Origin of the sequence: Pedobacter foliorum, from assembly GCF_013266735.1 — a bacterium.
GTDB lineage: Bacteria > Bacteroidota > Bacteroidia > Sphingobacteriales > Sphingobacteriaceae > Pedobacter > Pedobacter foliorum.
In genome coordinates this window covers 368,024-382,180 of the sequence record NZ_JABSNU010000006.1, presented here as the reverse complement: position 1 = coordinate 382,180, position 14,157 = coordinate 368,024, and the positions used below count along the sequence as shown (strand labels likewise).

At 37.0% G+C, this 14,157-nt stretch carries 27 protein-coding genes; 26 read left to right on the top strand and 1 reads right to left on the bottom strand.

Going from position 1 to position 14,157, the window contains the following annotated elements; translation table 11 throughout:
* Positions 1–257: 257 nt before the first annotated feature.
* Positions 258–866, bottom strand: coding sequence for a hypothetical protein (locus HQN83_RS14880; protein WP_173091111.1), 609 nt, complete (start codon positions 864–866; stop codon positions 258–260).
* A 129-nt stretch (positions 867–995) separates the two neighbouring features.
* Between HQN83_RS14880 and HQN83_RS14875 the strand changes: the two genes are divergently transcribed.
* From HQN83_RS14875 to ykgO, 26 genes are all read left to right on the top strand, one after another.
* Positions 996–1,832, top strand: coding sequence for a sulfite exporter TauE/SafE family protein (locus tag HQN83_RS14875; protein ID WP_173091110.1), 837 nt, complete (start codon positions 996–998; stop codon positions 1,830–1,832).
* Complete coding sequence (locus HQN83_RS14870; protein WP_173091109.1) at positions 1,829–2,224, top strand: DUF1634 domain-containing protein; 396 nt, start codon at positions 1,829–1,831, stop codon at positions 2,222–2,224. The genes HQN83_RS14875 and HQN83_RS14870 overlap by 4 nt, the downstream gene beginning before the upstream one ends.
* Positions 2,225–2,404: 180 nt before the next feature.
* Entirely contained in the window at positions 2,405–3,022 is a 618-nt protein-coding gene (gene rplC / locus HQN83_RS14865) for a 50S ribosomal protein L3 (RefSeq protein ID WP_048907446.1), read from the top strand.
* 4 nt (positions 3,023–3,026) lie between these two features.
* Positions 3,027–3,656: a 50S ribosomal protein L4 gene (gene rplD, locus HQN83_RS14860; protein WP_173091108.1), complete on the top strand. Its 630-nt coding sequence runs from the start codon at positions 3,027–3,029 to the stop codon at positions 3,654–3,656.
* 1 nt (position 3,657) lies between these two features.
* A complete protein-coding gene (rplW, locus tag HQN83_RS14855) occupies positions 3,658–3,948 on the top strand; it encodes a 50S ribosomal protein L23 (protein WP_173091107.1) in 291 nt (96 codons plus the stop codon).
* A 23-nt stretch (positions 3,949–3,971) separates the two neighbouring features.
* Positions 3,972–4,796 (top strand): 50S ribosomal protein L2, encoded by an 825-nt coding sequence (gene rplB / locus HQN83_RS14850; protein WP_173091106.1) that lies wholly within the window; start codon positions 3,972–3,974, stop codon positions 4,794–4,796.
* Positions 4,796–5,062: a 30S ribosomal protein S19 gene (gene rpsS / locus HQN83_RS14845; RefSeq protein ID WP_008244581.1), complete on the top strand. Its 267-nt coding sequence runs from the start codon at positions 4,796–4,798 to the stop codon at positions 5,060–5,062. The genes rplB and rpsS overlap by 1 nt, the downstream gene beginning before the upstream one ends.
* Before the next feature lie 7 nt (positions 5,063–5,069).
* Entirely contained in the window at positions 5,070–5,432 is a 363-nt protein-coding gene (gene rplV, locus HQN83_RS14840; protein WP_173091105.1) for a 50S ribosomal protein L22, read from the top strand.
* A gap of 5 nt (positions 5,433–5,437) precedes the next feature.
* Positions 5,438–6,286 carry a 30S ribosomal protein S3 gene (gene rpsC, locus HQN83_RS14835; protein WP_048907442.1) on the top strand — a complete coding sequence of 283 codons (849 nt, stop codon included), beginning with the start codon at positions 5,438–5,440 and terminating at the stop codon, positions 6,284–6,286.
* Between the two features lie 38 nt (positions 6,287–6,324).
* Positions 6,325–6,747, top strand: a complete 423-nt coding sequence (gene rplP, locus HQN83_RS14830; RefSeq protein ID WP_008244578.1) for a 50S ribosomal protein L16 — start codon at positions 6,325–6,327, stop codon at positions 6,745–6,747.
* Between the two features lie 75 nt (positions 6,748–6,822).
* Entirely contained in the window at positions 6,823–7,032 is a 210-nt protein-coding gene (gene rpmC, locus HQN83_RS14825; RefSeq protein WP_048907440.1) for a 50S ribosomal protein L29, read from the top strand.
* Between the two features lie 13 nt (positions 7,033–7,045).
* Positions 7,046–7,300 carry a 30S ribosomal protein S17 gene (gene rpsQ / locus HQN83_RS14820; RefSeq protein WP_048907439.1) on the top strand — a complete coding sequence of 85 codons (255 nt, stop codon included), beginning with the start codon at positions 7,046–7,048 and terminating at the stop codon, positions 7,298–7,300.
* A gap of 1 nt (position 7,301) precedes the next feature.
* Positions 7,302–7,670, top strand: coding sequence for a 50S ribosomal protein L14 (rplN, locus tag HQN83_RS14815; RefSeq protein ID WP_008244575.1), 369 nt, complete (start codon positions 7,302–7,304; stop codon positions 7,668–7,670).
* Position 7,671: 1 nt separating this feature from the next.
* Entirely contained in the window at positions 7,672–8,010 is a 339-nt protein-coding gene (gene rplX, locus HQN83_RS14810; RefSeq protein ID WP_068892465.1) for a 50S ribosomal protein L24, read from the top strand.
* Entirely contained in the window at positions 8,010–8,579 is a 570-nt protein-coding gene (gene rplE, locus HQN83_RS14805) for a 50S ribosomal protein L5 (protein WP_108205143.1), read from the top strand. The genes rplX and rplE overlap by 1 nt, the downstream gene beginning before the upstream one ends.
* Positions 8,579–8,848: a 30S ribosomal protein S14 gene (gene rpsN, locus HQN83_RS14800; protein ID WP_055130472.1), complete on the top strand. Its 270-nt coding sequence runs from the start codon at positions 8,579–8,581 to the stop codon at positions 8,846–8,848. Before rplE ends, rpsN begins: the two co-directional genes overlap by 1 nt.
* Positions 8,849–8,961: 113 nt before the next feature.
* Positions 8,962–9,360, top strand: a complete 399-nt coding sequence (rpsH, locus tag HQN83_RS14795) for a 30S ribosomal protein S8 (protein WP_108205144.1) — start codon at positions 8,962–8,964, stop codon at positions 9,358–9,360.
* An 18-nt stretch (positions 9,361–9,378) separates the two neighbouring features.
* Positions 9,379–9,936 (top strand): 50S ribosomal protein L6, encoded by a 558-nt coding sequence (gene rplF, locus HQN83_RS14790; protein WP_173091104.1) that lies wholly within the window; start codon positions 9,379–9,381, stop codon positions 9,934–9,936.
* 5 nt (positions 9,937–9,941) lie between these two features.
* On the top strand, positions 9,942–10,295 hold the full coding sequence (gene rplR / locus HQN83_RS14785) for a 50S ribosomal protein L18 (RefSeq protein ID WP_068892467.1): 354 nt from the start codon (positions 9,942–9,944) through the stop codon (positions 10,293–10,295).
* Positions 10,296–10,313: 18 nt separating this feature from the next.
* Positions 10,314–10,832 (top strand): 30S ribosomal protein S5, encoded by a 519-nt coding sequence (gene rpsE / locus HQN83_RS14780; protein ID WP_008244566.1) that lies wholly within the window; start codon positions 10,314–10,316, stop codon positions 10,830–10,832.
* Between the two features lie 4 nt (positions 10,833–10,836).
* Positions 10,837–11,016, top strand: coding sequence for a 50S ribosomal protein L30 (gene rpmD, locus HQN83_RS14775; protein ID WP_173091103.1), 180 nt, complete (start codon positions 10,837–10,839; stop codon positions 11,014–11,016).
* A 111-nt stretch (positions 11,017–11,127) separates the two neighbouring features.
* Positions 11,128–11,574: a 50S ribosomal protein L15 gene (rplO, locus tag HQN83_RS14770; protein WP_173091102.1), complete on the top strand. Its 447-nt coding sequence runs from the start codon at positions 11,128–11,130 to the stop codon at positions 11,572–11,574.
* Between the two features lie 3 nt (positions 11,575–11,577).
* Positions 11,578–12,912 carry a preprotein translocase subunit SecY gene (gene secY / locus HQN83_RS14765; protein ID WP_173091101.1) on the top strand — a complete coding sequence of 445 codons (1,335 nt, stop codon included), beginning with the start codon at positions 11,578–11,580 and terminating at the stop codon, positions 12,910–12,912.
* Between the two features lie 9 nt (positions 12,913–12,921).
* Positions 12,922–13,707 carry a type I methionyl aminopeptidase gene (map, locus tag HQN83_RS14760; RefSeq protein WP_173091100.1) on the top strand — a complete coding sequence of 262 codons (786 nt, stop codon included), beginning with the start codon at positions 12,922–12,924 and terminating at the stop codon, positions 13,705–13,707.
* 71 nt (positions 13,708–13,778) lie between these two features.
* Positions 13,779–13,997 (top strand): translation initiation factor IF-1, encoded by a 219-nt coding sequence (gene infA, locus HQN83_RS14755; protein ID WP_048907428.1) that lies wholly within the window; start codon positions 13,779–13,781, stop codon positions 13,995–13,997.
* Between the two features lies 1 nt (position 13,998).
* Positions 13,999–14,115, top strand: a complete 117-nt coding sequence (gene ykgO, locus HQN83_RS14750) for a type B 50S ribosomal protein L36 (RefSeq protein WP_008244551.1) — start codon at positions 13,999–14,001, stop codon at positions 14,113–14,115.
* The last annotated feature ends 42 nt before the right edge of the window (positions 14,116–14,157 follow it).

Sequence of the window (14,157 nt, the reverse complement as noted above, 5' to 3'; positions counted from 1 at the left end):
CATCGAAAGTAGGCGGAAACGCCATGAGCTGATGTTGATAATAGGGCTTAAAAACGGGTTTCTTGTTGGCCATATCTACTACTGATTTACATCATAAATGTATGAAAATCAATAAGTTAAACCAAATTTAAAACGAAAAAAAACAACTTAAATTGTTAATAATCAAGACGATAGGAATACGGGTAGACGCAAAAGAGCCCGTATCACGATTTATGATACAGGCTCTTTTTGTATTACAGCGTTTTGTTTGCCAATTGTTATTTTCCACGATTTTTAAATTCGTCTAATTTGTTGCGTTCATCCTGCAATTCTCTGGCTAGCTTCTTTTCTTTTTCATTAGCCTTGGTCTTGTAGTTTTGATATTCCTGAGATATTTCTTCATACAGCGTGCTTCTGTACTTTGCTTCGTGGATATGCTTTGCTGATCTTAGGATGATGAAGGCTAAGGCAATAGCTAGTGTAATTATTAGGCCCCACACAATAAGATTATAGTTGCCTTTAGTAAAACCTATTCCCAAAAAATTGATTTCATTTAGTTTGGCATTGGAGTTGGCAAGCGATGATTCTGTTCCTGTAATTTGTTTATTAAGTTCGGAGATCTCTTTGCCTTGATCCTGGATTTTTTTTCTGGTTACTACTAATTGCTTTTGATTTACAGCTAAGCTATCTCTAACATTTTTCCAGAATAAAGATAATCTGCTTGGATTTACCAGTTTATATCCATTTAGAGTTTTAGACTTAGAAAGCATTAGTTGGTATTGACCTGTTAGAGTAGGATCAATTTTAGTTGAGTCTGCCTTTATTTGCGCTTCTGCAGAAATACTCATTAATAAAATGGCGATGATTGGTAGTATGATTTTTTTCATTGGTGATATTTTGTTTTAACAATAGAAGTGGTTTATTCAGTTTCAGTATTTCAGAACTGAATCACGTCTAATTTAACATTCATATTTTAATTTTATTGTGTTTTGTTCGGAGATAGTATATTTGTACCAATGTCGGTATTACTATTTACAATTATTGTCTTGCTTGGAGCTTTCGTGGCAGGATTAGTTGGGTCTTTAACCGGCTTGGGTGGCGGGGTAATAATTATACCATTATTAACTCTTGTGTTAGGTGTTGATATTCATTATGCAATAGGGGCTTCAATTATTTCTGTTATAGCCACCTCTTCAGGATCTGCTGCTGCGTATGTGAAAGAGGGAATTACAAATATCCGCATTGGAATGTTCTTAGAGATTGCTACAACAATAAGTGCAATTATAGGAGCCGTTATCACTGTGTTTATTAACCCAAGTTACATTGCTGTAATCTTTGGTATAATTCTTTTATTCTCAGCCGCTATGATGGTTAGAAAAAAGGTTGATCATTCTGACAATGATACTTCGGGGAAGCTAGCTGTTTTTTTTAAGCTCAATGGTGCTTATCCAACCGAAAATGGAATGAAGAATTATGCTGTGCATAATGTAATAGGTGGCTTTTTAATGATGTTTATTGCCGGTATTATATCTGGATTGCTAGGGATAGGTTCTGGCGCATTAAAGGTGATAGCAATGGATAATATTATGCGAATACCATTTAAGGTATCTACTACAACAAGTAATTTCATGATGGGGGTTACTGCCGCGGCCAGTGCTGTTGTATATTTACATAGAGGGCAGATTGACCCGGGGATAGCGATGCCTGTGGCATTAGGGGTTCTAACTGGCGCTACGGTTGGTTCTAAGATTTTAGTGAAAACAAAAACAGATAAGCTTAAAGTTATTTTTGCTGTTGTTGTAGCTTTTTTAGCGTTGCAGATGATTTATAATGGAGTAACAGGTAAATTATGAGTAAAGAAAATAAGAATTTCTTCGCTGACCGGGATATTCAGATTATCCTGGGAACGTTACTTAGGGTTGGCGTAATTGCTTCTATGTCAGTGGTTTTTATTGGAGGGTTGGTTTATCTTGCGTTCAATCATTCTGAGGTAGTAAACTATAGCCAATTCGATTCTGCTAAGTCCGGATTCTCTACAATCTCCGAAATTTTTATTGAATTGGGTGATTTAAAAGGGAGTGCTATAATTCAATTTGGTATTCTGTTACTGATATTTACACCTATAATGCGTGTAGTTTTTTCGATTTTTAGCTTCTTAATTGAGCGTGATTATTTGTACGTTTTAATTGGCGCATTCGTTTTATGTGTTATTCTATTTAGTTTGAGTAATAAGTTGGTTGGGTAAATGTTGTTTTAATCACGCGTTACCCTGTGTAAATATTTTTTTGCAGTTATTTGAAAAAATAATGAGCTAACTATTTGAAAATTAAGATTTCTTTCTTATTTTTGCCCTCCCTTAATAGGGATGTGTATCCACCTTGAACGAAGCCCTACTGCTTCGATGGGTGTTAAATTAAAATAGAAAATGTCAGGTATTATTGGAAAAAAAGTAGGAATGACCAGCATTTTCGACGCCGAAGGGAAGAATATTCCTTGTACGGTGATCGAAGCTGGGCCTTGTGTAGTTACACAGGTAAAGACCGAAGAAAAAGACGGTTACGTTTCAGTTCAGTTGAGTTTCGACGAAGCTAAAGAGAAAAACACCACTCAGCCTCTAAAAGGGCACTTTGCAAAAGCAAACACCACTCCAAAACGTAAATTGGTTGAATTTGAGCCATTTGAAGAGTCGTTAAATTTAGGTGATACCGTTACGGTAAACATCTTTAACGAAGGTGATTTTGTGGATGTAGTTGGTACATCAAAAGGTAAAGGTTTCCAGGGTGTTGTAAAACGCCATGGTTTCGGTGGTGTTGGTGGTCAAACTCACGGACAGCATAACAGAATGCGTGCGCCAGGTTCATTAGGTGCTGCTTCTTATCCTTCACGTGTATTTAAAGGCATGCGTATGGCGGGAAGAATGGGTGGAGACAGAGTAAAAGTTCAAAACTTACAAGTTTTGAAAGTTTATGCTGATCAAAATCTAGTTGTAGTTAGTGGTTCCGTACCAGGAGCTAAGGGTTCTTACGTAATCTTAGATAAGTAAGCAGATGGAAGTTAAAGTATTAAACATTTCAGGAAAAGAGACAGGTGCCAAGGTGCAGCTTCCTGAGTCGGTATTTGGCATTACGCCTGTTGACCACGCAATTTATTTAGATGTTAAACAGTATTTGGCTAATCAACGTCAAGGTACTCACAAGTCTAAACAACGTAATGAGATTGCTGGTTCAACCCGTAAATTATATAAACAAAAAGGTACTGGTGGTGCTCGTGCCGGAAGTATTAAATCGCCATTGTTTAACGGTGGTGGTCGTGTATTCGGTCCTCAGCCACGTGATTATAGTTTTAAATTGAACAAGAAACTGAAAGTGTTGGCTCGTAAGTCTGCATTATCATACAAAGCACAAGATCAAAGTGTTGTGGTTTTAGAAGGTTTCACTTTTGATTCAATCAAAACTAAAAACTACTTGGATTTAGTTAGCGCATTAAACTTAGCTAGCGAAAAGACATTGTTAGTTTTACCTTCACAAAATAACAATATCTATTTATCAAGCAGAAACATTAAGAAAGCAAAAGTTATTACAGCAGATCAATTGAATACTTATGATGTATTGAACTGTGGTAAAATTTTGTTGACTACTGATTCTCTTAAAACATTGGAGGAGGCATTTGCCAAGTAATATGGAACTTTTAAGAAAACCAATATTAACAGAAAAAGCTTCGGCATTAACAGAGAAATCTAACCGCTTTACTTTTCAAGTAGATCACAAAGCCAATAAATTGCAAATTAAGCAAGTTATTGAAAAGATGTATGGTGTTAACATTTTAGCTATCAACACTATGATAGTAAATGGTAAACTTAAGTCTAGAAATACTAAAGGTGGATTAGTTACTGGTCGTACCCCGAAATATAAAAAAGCTATTGTAACCTTGAAAGCAGGTGAGACAATAGATTATTACGCGAATATTTAATAAGAATTGAATAATTTATAACTATGGGCTTAAGAAAATTTAAACCAGTTACTCCGGGTACCCGCTTTAGAGTTGGTGCCAGTTTTACGGAGATTACAGCAACCAAGCCCGAAAAATCATTGGTTGTATCTTCTAAAAAGTCGGGAGGACGTAACAATACAGGAAAGATGACTATGCGCTACATGGGTGGTGGTCACAAAAAATCTTATCGTTTAATTGATTTTAAACGTGAGAAATTTGATATTCCTGCAACAGTAGCTACTGTTGAATACGATCCTAACCGTACAGCACGCATCGCATTGTTACATTATGCAGATGGTGAGAAGCGTTACATTATTGCACCTGAAGGGTTGCAAGTAGGACAAACAGTAGTTTCGGGAGAAACAGCTACTCCAGAGGTAGGAAATACTCTAAAATTGGCCAATATTCCTTTGGGATCTATTGTACATAACGTAGAGATTCACCCAGGCCGTGGAGCTCAGTTAGCACGTAGTGCAGGTGCTTATGCACAATTAGCAGCTCGTGATGGTAAATATGCTACATTGAAAATGCCTTCAGGCGAGACAAGATTAATCTTGACTGCATGTTTGGCTACAATAGGAGCTGTTTCCAATTCAGATCATGCAAATGAGGTATTAGGTAAAGCAGGTCGTAAACGTTGGTTAGGACGTCGTCCTAGAACACGTCCGGTAGCGATGAACCCGGTAGATCACCCTATGGGTGGTGGTGAGGGTCGCTCATCAGGAGGTCAGCCTCGCTCAAGAAACGGTATGTATGCTAAAGGCTTCAAAACCCGTTCACTTAAAAAATACTCAAATCGTTTCATCATAGAGAAAAGGAAGAAATAATGGCTCGTTCGATTAAAAAAGGACCTTATATTGACCATAACGTAGAGAAGAAAGTAGTATCTATGAATGATTCAGGCAAGAAGTCTGTAATTAAAACTTGGTCACGCAGATCAATGATCTCACCAGATTTTGTGGGTCATACATTTGCAGTACACAACGGTAATAAATTTATACCGGTATACGTAACAGAAAACATGGTTGGTCATAAGCTGGGAGAGTTTGCTCCAACCAGAACATTTAGGGGTCACTCTGAAAAGAAAAAATAATTAAGAGATGGAAGCAGTAGCGAAATTAAACAATTGTCCAACCTCACCACGTAAAATGCGTTTGGTTGTAGATCTTATCAGAGGTGAGCGTGTTGAGAAAGCTTTACATATTTTAAAGTTTACCAATAAAGAAGCAGCAATAAAAGTTGAAAAACTTTTATTATCAGCTATCAAAAACTGGGAAACTAAAAATGAAGGTTCTCGCCCTGAAGAAAACCAATTATACGTGAAAACGATAATGGTAGGCGGTGGTCGTCAGTTAAAGAGATTAAGACCAGCACCTCAAGGACGCGGTTACAGAATACGTAAACGTTCAAACCACGTAACTTTGGTAGTAGATAGTAAAAACGTTGAAACTCAAACTAATTAACAGAAATGGGACAAAAAGCACATCCAATAGGTAACAGGTTAGGAATCATCAAAGGTTGGGATTCTAACTGGTTCGGTGGCAACAACTATGCTGATAAATTAGTTGAGGACGAAAAAATAAGAAAATACCTTTCTGCACGTATCGCAAAAGGCGGTGTAGCTAAAGTAGTAATCGAGCGTACGTTAAAACGTATCACTGTTACTATTCACACAGCTCGTCCGGGTATTGTGATAGGTAAAGCAGGTCAGGAAGTTGACAAGATCAAAGAAGAGTTGAAGAAATTGACTAAAAAGGAAATTCAAATCAACATTTTTGAAATTAAACGTCCTGAGCTTGATGCACAATTAGTTGCAGAAGGTGTTGCAAAACAATTAGAAGCAAGGATTTCATTCCGTAGAGCAATGAAATCTACTATCGCATCAACAATGCGTATGGGTGCTGAAGGTATCAAAATTATGACCTCTGGTCGTTTAGGTGGTGCTGAGATGGCTCGTAGCGAACAGTATAAAGAAGGAAGAATTCCTTTGCATACTTTCCGTGCTGACATTGATTATGCATTAGCAGAAGCTTTGACTACTTATGGTAAAATAGGTGTTAAAGTATGGATCTGTAAAGGTGAAGTTTACGGTAAACGTGATCTTTCTCCAAACATCGGTGCTACGAGCAATGCTCCTGGTAAAGGTGGAAGACCAGAAGGTGCTTTTGCAGGTGGTGGTAGAGACAGAGATAACCGTGGCGGTGGAGACAGAAGAAACGACAAAGGTCGTGGCGGAAGAGGTCCTGGTCAAGGCGGTCCTGGTGCAGGAAGAGATAATAGAGGCGGAAATACTCAGAATAGAGGTCCTCGTAAATAATTAGTTAACAGATCGTTTAACGATAATATTAGAATAAAATGTTACAGCCAAAAAGAACGAAGTTCAGAAAGATGCAAAAGGGCAGAATGAAAGGTTTAGCAACACGTGGTGCTGAATTATCATTCGGATCTTTCGGGATTAAATCTTTAGAGTCGACTTGGATTACCAGTCGTCAGATAGAGGCAGCCCGTATTGCCGTGACTCGTTTCATGAAACGTGAAGGTCAGGTTTGGATTAGAATATTCCCGGATAAACCGGTAACTAAGAAACCAGCCGAGGTACGTATGGGTAAAGGTAAGGGTGCTCCAGAATACTGGGTAGCTGTAGTTAGACCCGGACGTATTATTTTTGAAGCCGAAGGAGTTCCTTTAGAAATTGCTAAAGAAGCTATGAGATTGGCCGCTCAAAAATTACCGATCCAAACAAAATTTGTAGTACGTAGAGATTACGTAGAGGCATAAGAAAAAGTTATGGGTTGAATGTTGTAAGTAACTTGTTATTACAACCGCTAGACCCACAACATAAAAATTAATAAAATGAAGAACTCAGAAATCACAGGGCTTTCACAAGAAGAACTAGTAGTCAGGATTGCAGAAGAAAAGGAAAACTTAGTAAAGTTAAAATTTGCTCATACAATTTCGGCTATAGAGAATCCTACCCGCATTAAAAAGGTAAGAAGAGATATCGCCCGATTAAACACTGAAGTGACTAAGCGTAAAGCTCAGTCAGCTACTGAAACAAAATAACTTTAGAGTCGAAATGGAAAGACAATTAAGAAAAACAAGAACCGGGTTGGTAGTAAGCAACAAGATGGATAAATCTATTGTTGTAGCGGTAGAGCGTAAAGTGAAACACCCGATCTATGGTAAGTTTGTTAAGAAAACTACCAAATTTATGGCTCATGACGAGAAAAACGATTGCGGTATTGGTGATACAGTACTGATCATGGAGACTCGTCCGCTGAGTAAAAACAAGAACTGGAGATTAGTGGAAATTTTAGAAAGGGCTAAATAACATGGTACAACAGGAATCAAGATTAAACGTAGCCGACAATAGCGGCGCAAAAGAAGTATTGGTTATCCGTGTACTTGGTGGTACTGGAAAGAGATATGCTTCTATTGGTGACAAAATCGTTGTTACCGTTAAAAGTGCATTGCCTTCTGGAAACATCAAGAAAGGAACAGTTTCTAAAGCAGTTGTTGTAAGAACAAAGAAAGAGATCAGACGTAAAGATGGTTCTTACATCCGTTTCGACGACAATGCAGCAGTATTATTAAATGCACAAGATGAGCCGCGTGGTACACGTATTTTTGGCCCGGTAGCAAGAGAACTGCGTGAAAAACAATTCATGAAAATTGTATCATTAGCACCGGAGGTATTATAAAATGAAAAATAAAGTAACTACACCAAAAGTAAAAATCCGTAAAGGAGATTTAGTAAAGGTTATAGCTGGCGATTCAAAAGGCCAACAAGGTAAAGTTCTTTCAGTATTAATTACTAAAAGCAGAATCCTTGTAGAAGGTGTTAACCTTGTATCAAAACATACAAAACCAAATGCTGCTACACCAAACGGTGGTATCATTAAAAAAGAAGCTGCTCTTCATATTTCTAACGTTGCGTTAATTGATCCTAAAACAGGTGATATAACACGCGTTGGCAGAAAGCTTAATGCTGATGGGAAATTAGTTAGGGTTAGTAAAAAATCAGGAGAGGAGATCAAATAATGGCTTACGTACCAAGATTAAAAAGTAAATATAAAGAGGAAATTGTAACTGCACTTAAAGATAAGTTCAATTATAAGAGCGTTATGCAAGTTCCTAAGTTAGAGAAAATCGCTATTAACCAAGGTGTTGGGCGTTTCTCTGTAACTGATAAGAAAATAATGGACAGCTCTATTTTAGAGATGACTACTATTTCAGGTCAGCAAGCAGTTGGAGCAAAATCTAAAAAAGATATCTCAAACTTTAAATTACGTAAAGGTATGCCGGTTGGTGTACGTGTTACTTTGCGTGATAATAACATGTATGAGTTTTTAGATCGTTTAATTTCCGTAGCTTTGCCACGTATCCGTGATTTCAAAGGTATCAATGATAAAGGTTTTGATGGAAAAGGTAACTATACTTTAGGTATTACCGAGCAAATCATCTTCCCAGAGATCAACATCGATAAAATCAGTAAGATTTTAGGTATGGACATTACTTTTGTAACTACTGCTACTACTGATGTTGAAGCATTGGAACTTTTAAAACAATTTGGATTACCGTTTAAAAATCAAAATAATACAAATCTATAATGGCAAAAGAAGGAGTAAAAGCTCGCGAAATTAAGCGCCAGAAATTAGTAGCTAAGTATGCAGACAAACGTGCTGAACTTAAAGCTGCTGGTGATTATGAAGGATTAGATAAGTTACCAAAAAACTCATCTGCAGTACGTTTACACAATCGTTGTAAATTAACTGGACGTCCTCGTGGTTACATGCGTACTTTCGGTATATCAAGGGTACTTTTCCGCGATATGGCTTTAGCAGGTAAAATACCTGGAGTTAGAAAAGCAAGCTGGTAATACAGCTTCTTTGTGCTTAAGGTTTGTTCCTTAAGTAGTAAAACAAATATTAACCGATGGCAGGTCGTCCCGAATAGGTCAGGAAGGAAACCACTATCACAATTATATAAAAAATGAATACAGATCCAATAGCAGATTATCTTACAAGGGTAAGAAATGCCATCAAGGCAAATCACAGAATTGTAGAGATTCCTGCATCAAACCTTAAAAAGGAAATTACTAAAGTACTTTTTGATAAAGGTTACATTGCCAATTACAAATTTGAGGATACTACTGTGCAAGGTACTATCAAGATAGCGTTAAAATATAATGCTATTACTAAAATACCTGCAATTCGTACATTAGTACGTATCAGTAAACCAGGTTTAAGGCAATATGCTGGCGTAGAGAATATGCCAAGAGTATTAAATGGTTTAGGTATCGCGATCTTATCTACATCTAAGGGTGTTATGACTGATAAAGAAGCTGCCAAACTAAACATTGGTGGCGAAGTTTTGTGTCACGTTTATTAATTAAAGGAGGATAGCAAAATGTCAAGAATAGGAAAAGCCCCAATTAATATCCCTGCAGGTGTTACAGTTACTGTATCTAAAGATAACGTAGTAAGTGTAAAAGGTCCTAAAGGTGAATTAACTCAAGCAGTAGATTCAGATATCACTGTAAGTCAGGAAGATGGTGTATTAACTGTACAACGTCCTTCAGAACAAAAAAGACACAAAGCGTTACATGGTTTGTACCGTTCTTTGTTAAACAATATGGTTGTTGGTGTAACAGAAGGTTATAAAATTCAACAAGAATTAGTTGGTGTGGGTTACCGTGCTACTAACCAAGGAAATACTTTGGATCTTGTTTTAGGTTATTCTCACCACTATGTTTTCCAATTGCCGGAAGAAATTAAGGTAACGACAACTTCAGAAAAAGGTCAGACTCCAAAAATCATTTTGGAAAGTATTGATAAACAACTGATAGGACAAGTAGCAGCGAAAATCCGTTCGTTACGTGCACCAGAGCCATATAAAGGTAAAGGTATCAAGTTTGTTGGAGAAGTGTTAAGAAGAAAAGCAGGTAAATCAGCTTCTAAAAAATAATCATCATGGCAGGGAAAAAATTATCTCGTAGAGATCGTATAAAAAAAGGAATCAGAAAAAGATTAACAGGTTCTGAAAGCCGTCCACGTTTATCGGTTTATAGAAGCAATAAAGGAATTTATGCTCAAATCATTAACGACGTAACCGGTAGTACAATTGTATCAGCTTCATCTTTATCTAAAGATTTTTCAGGTACTGGAAACAAATCGGAGCAATCTGTAGCTGTTGGTAAATTAGTTGCAGAAAAAGCAATCGCAGCGGGTGTTAAAGAAGTTGTTTTCGATAGAAACGGCTATTTATACCACGGACGTGTAAAATCGTTGGCAGAAGGTGCTCGCGAAGCTGGTTTAGTATTTTAATCTGAAAATAGGATAAGAATGTCAACTATCAATATAAAAAGAGTTAAGACTAGCGAAATCGAATTGAAAGATCGTTTAGTTAGCATACAGCGTGTAGCCAAAGTAACCAAAGGTGGTCGTACTTTCAGCTTCTCAGCAATCGTAGTTGTTGGAGATGAGAACGGAATCGTAGGTTACGGATTGGGTAAAGCTAAAGAGGTTACAGAAGCAATTGCAAAAGGCATCGATGATGCTAAAAAGAACTTAGTAAAAGTTCCTTTGTTAAACGGTACTGTTCCTCACGAGCAAATAGGTAAATTCTCAGGTGGTTTTGTTTTAATCAAACCAGCTGCAGTAGGTACCGGAGTTATTGCTGGTGGTGCAATGCGTGCTGTATTAGAGAGTGCTGGTGTGCACAACGTATTAGCAAAATCAAAAGGTTCATCTAATCCACACAACGTGGTAAAAGCAACTGTTGATGCTTTAACTAAGATGCGTGATGCTTATACCGTAGCTCAGCAACGTGGTGTAGATTTAAATAAAGTTTTTAACGGATAATATTATGGCGAAGATCAAAATAACCCAGGTAAAAAGCATTATCGATAGAAGCGAACGCCAAAAAAGAACGATGCAAGCTTTAGGTTTAACTAAAATGAACCAAAGCGTAGAAGTTGAAGCTACTCCTGCCATTATTGGAATGGTAAGAAAAGTTAATCACTTAATAGCTATCGAGAGTATATAATTATTTAAGGTTGCAAATGTGAGTTATATGACTACATTTGCAACCTTTGTATATTGTTTAACCGTTGTCCCTGATTAGTGAAAGCGAAGGGCAACACAATAAGTTTTAAAAATGAACTTAAGTAATTTAAAACCTGCAGCAGGTTCTGTTAAGAATAATAAAAGGATAGGTCGTGGTACTGGTTCTGGTCGTGGTGGTACTTCGACTCGTGGACATAAAGGTGCTGGATCGCGTTCAGGACATTCAACTAAAATTGGATTTGAAGGTGGTCAAATGCCATTGCAACGTCGTGTGCCTAAGGTAGGTTTCAAGCCAATTAATCGTGTTGAATATGTAGGTGTAAACTTAGATGTTTTACAAGGTTTAGCTGAGAGATTTAACTTAACAAGCATTGATTTTGCTACCTTGCAAGAACACGGATTAGCATCAAAAAATGATCTAGTAAAAGTATTAGGTCGTGGTGAAGTTAAATCTAAATTAGAAGTTAAAGCTCACGCTTTTTCTGCTACCGCACAAAAAGCTATTGAGGCTGTTGGAGGCTCAATCGAAAAATTGTAATTAATGAAGAAGCTGTTTACTACTTTAAGTAATATTTGGAAAATTCAAGAATTAAAAGAGCGTATAGTATTTACGCTCATGATTCTTTTGGTATATAGATTTGTATCACATGTGGTTTTGCCAGGTGTTGATGCGACTCTTTTAGGCGATAATGAGAAGTCTGGCCTTTTAGGTCTTTTGGATATGTTCGCTGGAGGGTCATTCTCCAGAGTATCTATTCTTGCTTTAGGAGTTATGCCTTATATTTCTGCATCAATTGTAGTTCAGCTATTAGGTATCGCTGTACCTTCGTTTCAGAAAATGCAAAAGGAAGGTGAGAGTGGAAGAAACAAACTGAATCAAATTACACGCTATCTAACTGTTGCTATTACAGCTGTTCAAGCAGTTGGTTATGTAAAAACTCAGGTTCCTCCGGAAGCGATTATCATTAATCATACGTTGTTCTTTGTGCTAGCTACTTTTGTACTGGCAGCAGGTACATTGTTTGTAATGTGGTTAGGAGAGAAGATCACTGATAAAGGTATTGGAAATGGTATCTCTTTAATTATCATGGTTGGTATTATTGCTCGTTTACCTATTGCCTTGCAGCAAGAATTTAGCTCAAGATTTGTAGGTGATGGCGGACTTATTGCTTTGGTTATTGAAATCGTTGCGCTTTTTGCAGTAGTAATGTTCACTATTATGATAGTACAAGGGGTACGTAAAGTGCCTGTTCAGTACGCTAAAAGGATTGTTGGTAATAGACAATTTGGAGGTGTAAGACAGTACATACCATTAAAGGTGAATGCTGCAGGTGTAATGCCAATCATTTTTGCTCAAGCATTAATGTTTATTCCAGCAACCTTAACACAGTTTTTCCCATCGTTGCAAAATACATGGTTAATTCAGTTCAGTGATTATACATCGTTAGCGTATAGCTTAACATTTGCTTTTTTAATTATTGCATTTACATTTTTCTATACGGCTATAACAGTTAACCCTACTCAGATGTCGGATGATATGAAAAAGAATGGTGGATTCATTCCAGGTATTAAGCCAGGATTATCTACTTCTTCTTTTATAGATGATGTGATCTCAAAGATTACCTTTCCAGGTGCTGTCTTTTTAGCTATCATCGCTATTCTTCCTTCAATTGCTGTTAAGTTTGGAATTAAGTCAGAGTTCGCTCATTTCTATGGCGGTACTTCTTTGTTAATTCTTGTAGGAGTTGTTTTAGATACATTGCAGCAGATCGAAAGTTATTTGTTAATGCGTCATTATGACGGCTTAATGAAGACAGGTAGAGTTACTGGCAGAACAGGGATTCCTGCTGCTAGTGGAAGCAATGCAGTGATATAGTAAAGACTGATGTCAAAGATCTATTATAAATCCCTTGAGGAGATAGAATTAATAAGAGAAAGCTCTTTATTAGTGTCAAAGACACTAGCAGAAGTAGCAAAAGTTATTCAGCCAGGTGTTACAACCAAAAAGTTAGATCAGCTGGCTGAGACTTTTATTAAAGATCATGGTGCGATACCAGCTTTTTTAAATTATAACGGCTTTCCTTATTCGCTTTGTATATCACCTAATGAGCAAGTAGTCCATGGATTTCCAAGTGACTATGTTATTCAGGAAGGTGACCTTATCTCAGTGGATTGTGGAGTTATTAAAAACAACTACTTCGGTGACTCTGCTTATACATTCTCAATAGGAGAAGTCGATGCAGAAAAGAAGAAATTGGTAGAAGTAACTCAAGAGTGTTTACGATTAGCTGTAGAAAAGGCTGTTGTAGGATCTAGGATCGGAGATATTGGTTTCGCTGTTCAGGATCTGGCAGAGAGAAATGGATTTGGTGTTGTAAGAGAGCTGGTAGGACACGGAGTAGGGGTTAAATTGCATGAAAAGCCAGAGGTTCCTAACTACGGTAAGCGTGGTAGTGGGATTAAACTGGAAGAGGGGATGGTTATAGCAATAGAACCAATGATTAATGCCGGCACAGCCGGAGTGAAGTTTTGGTCTGATGGCTGGACAGTAACCAGTAATGACAACAGACCCTCTGCACATTTTGAACATACAGTGGCTGTAAAAAAGGGAAAAGCAGATGTTTTATCTACCTTTTCTTTAATTGAAGAAGTTTTAATAGAAAAAAAGTAAATAATTAAAATTTTTTATTTAATTTTGCAACCCTGTTTAATAGCAGCTAATTAAGTAAAAATCAATATTATATGGCTAAACAAGCCTCAATTGAACAAGACGGTGTAATAAAAGAAGCATTATCGAATGCCATGTTCAGAGTTGAACTAGAGAATGGACACGAGATAATAGCGCATATTTCTGGGAAAATGAGGATGCACTACATCAAGATTTTACCCGGAGATAAAGTAAAATTAGAGATGTCGCCTTACGATTTATCAAAAGGCAGGATTACTTATAGATATAAATAAAATGAAAGTTAGGTCATCAATTAAAAAACGTAGTGCTGATTGCAAGGTTATTCGTCGTAAAGGTAAACTTTACGTTATAAACAAGAAAAACCCTAAGTTTAAGCAACGTCAAGGTTAAGAAATTATTGAAGTATGATTGGATTGAATGTACAGGTTACTC

Excerpts from the sequence above, each read along its gene's own strand:
- rplC (WP_048907446.1), top strand. The coding sequence starts at position 2,405 with ATGTCAGGTATTATTGGAAAAAAAGTAGGAATGACCAGCATTTTCGAC.
- ykgO (WP_008244551.1), top strand. The coding sequence starts at position 13,999 with ATGAAAGTTAGGTCATCAATTAAAAAACGTAGTGCTGATTGCAAGGTT.
- rplW (WP_173091107.1), top strand. The coding sequence starts at position 3,658 with ATGGAACTTTTAAGAAAACCAATATTAACAGAAAAAGCTTCGGCATTA.
- rplF (WP_173091104.1), top strand. The coding sequence starts at position 9,379 with ATGTCAAGAATAGGAAAAGCCCCAATTAATATCCCTGCAGGTGTTACA.
- rpsC (WP_048907442.1), top strand. The coding sequence starts at position 5,438 with ATGGGACAAAAAGCACATCCAATAGGTAACAGGTTAGGAATCATCAAA.
- rplO (WP_173091102.1), top strand. The coding sequence starts at position 11,128 with ATGAACTTAAGTAATTTAAAACCTGCAGCAGGTTCTGTTAAGAATAAT.
- HQN83_RS14870 (WP_173091109.1), top strand. The coding sequence starts at position 1,829 with ATGAGTAAAGAAAATAAGAATTTCTTCGCTGACCGGGATATTCAGATT.
- map (WP_173091100.1), top strand. The coding sequence starts at position 12,922 with ATGTCAAAGATCTATTATAAATCCCTTGAGGAGATAGAATTAATAAGA.
- rplR (WP_068892467.1), top strand. The coding sequence starts at position 9,942 with ATGGCAGGGAAAAAATTATCTCGTAGAGATCGTATAAAAAAAGGAATC.
- rpsH (WP_108205144.1), top strand. The coding sequence starts at position 8,962 with ATGAATACAGATCCAATAGCAGATTATCTTACAAGGGTAAGAAATGCC.
- rpsN (WP_055130472.1), top strand. The coding sequence starts at position 8,579 with ATGGCAAAAGAAGGAGTAAAAGCTCGCGAAATTAAGCGCCAGAAATTA.
- rpmC (WP_048907440.1), top strand. The coding sequence starts at position 6,823 with ATGAAGAACTCAGAAATCACAGGGCTTTCACAAGAAGAACTAGTAGTC.
- rpsE (WP_008244566.1), top strand. The coding sequence starts at position 10,314 with ATGTCAACTATCAATATAAAAAGAGTTAAGACTAGCGAAATCGAATTG.
- HQN83_RS14880 (WP_173091111.1), bottom strand. The coding sequence starts at position 866 with ATGAAAAAAATCATACTACCAATCATCGCCATTTTATTAATGAGTATT.
- HQN83_RS14875 (WP_173091110.1), top strand. The coding sequence starts at position 996 with ATGTCGGTATTACTATTTACAATTATTGTCTTGCTTGGAGCTTTCGTG.
- rpsQ (WP_048907439.1), top strand. The coding sequence starts at position 7,046 with ATGGAAAGACAATTAAGAAAAACAAGAACCGGGTTGGTAGTAAGCAAC.
- rplB (WP_173091106.1), top strand. The coding sequence starts at position 3,972 with ATGGGCTTAAGAAAATTTAAACCAGTTACTCCGGGTACCCGCTTTAGA.
- infA (WP_048907428.1), top strand. The coding sequence starts at position 13,779 with ATGGCTAAACAAGCCTCAATTGAACAAGACGGTGTAATAAAAGAAGCA.
- rplV (WP_173091105.1), top strand. The coding sequence starts at position 5,070 with ATGGAAGCAGTAGCGAAATTAAACAATTGTCCAACCTCACCACGTAAA.
- rpsS (WP_008244581.1), top strand. The coding sequence starts at position 4,796 with ATGGCTCGTTCGATTAAAAAAGGACCTTATATTGACCATAACGTAGAG.
- secY (WP_173091101.1), top strand. The coding sequence starts at position 11,578 with ATGAAGAAGCTGTTTACTACTTTAAGTAATATTTGGAAAATTCAAGAA.
- rplE (WP_108205143.1), top strand. The coding sequence starts at position 8,010 with ATGGCTTACGTACCAAGATTAAAAAGTAAATATAAAGAGGAAATTGTA.
- rplP (WP_008244578.1), top strand. The coding sequence starts at position 6,325 with ATGTTACAGCCAAAAAGAACGAAGTTCAGAAAGATGCAAAAGGGCAGA.
- rplN (WP_008244575.1), top strand. The coding sequence starts at position 7,302 with ATGGTACAACAGGAATCAAGATTAAACGTAGCCGACAATAGCGGCGCA.
- rplX (WP_068892465.1), top strand. The coding sequence starts at position 7,672 with ATGAAAAATAAAGTAACTACACCAAAAGTAAAAATCCGTAAAGGAGAT.
- rplD (WP_173091108.1), top strand. The coding sequence starts at position 3,027 with ATGGAAGTTAAAGTATTAAACATTTCAGGAAAAGAGACAGGTGCCAAG.
- rpmD (WP_173091103.1), top strand. The coding sequence starts at position 10,837 with ATGGCGAAGATCAAAATAACCCAGGTAAAAAGCATTATCGATAGAAGC.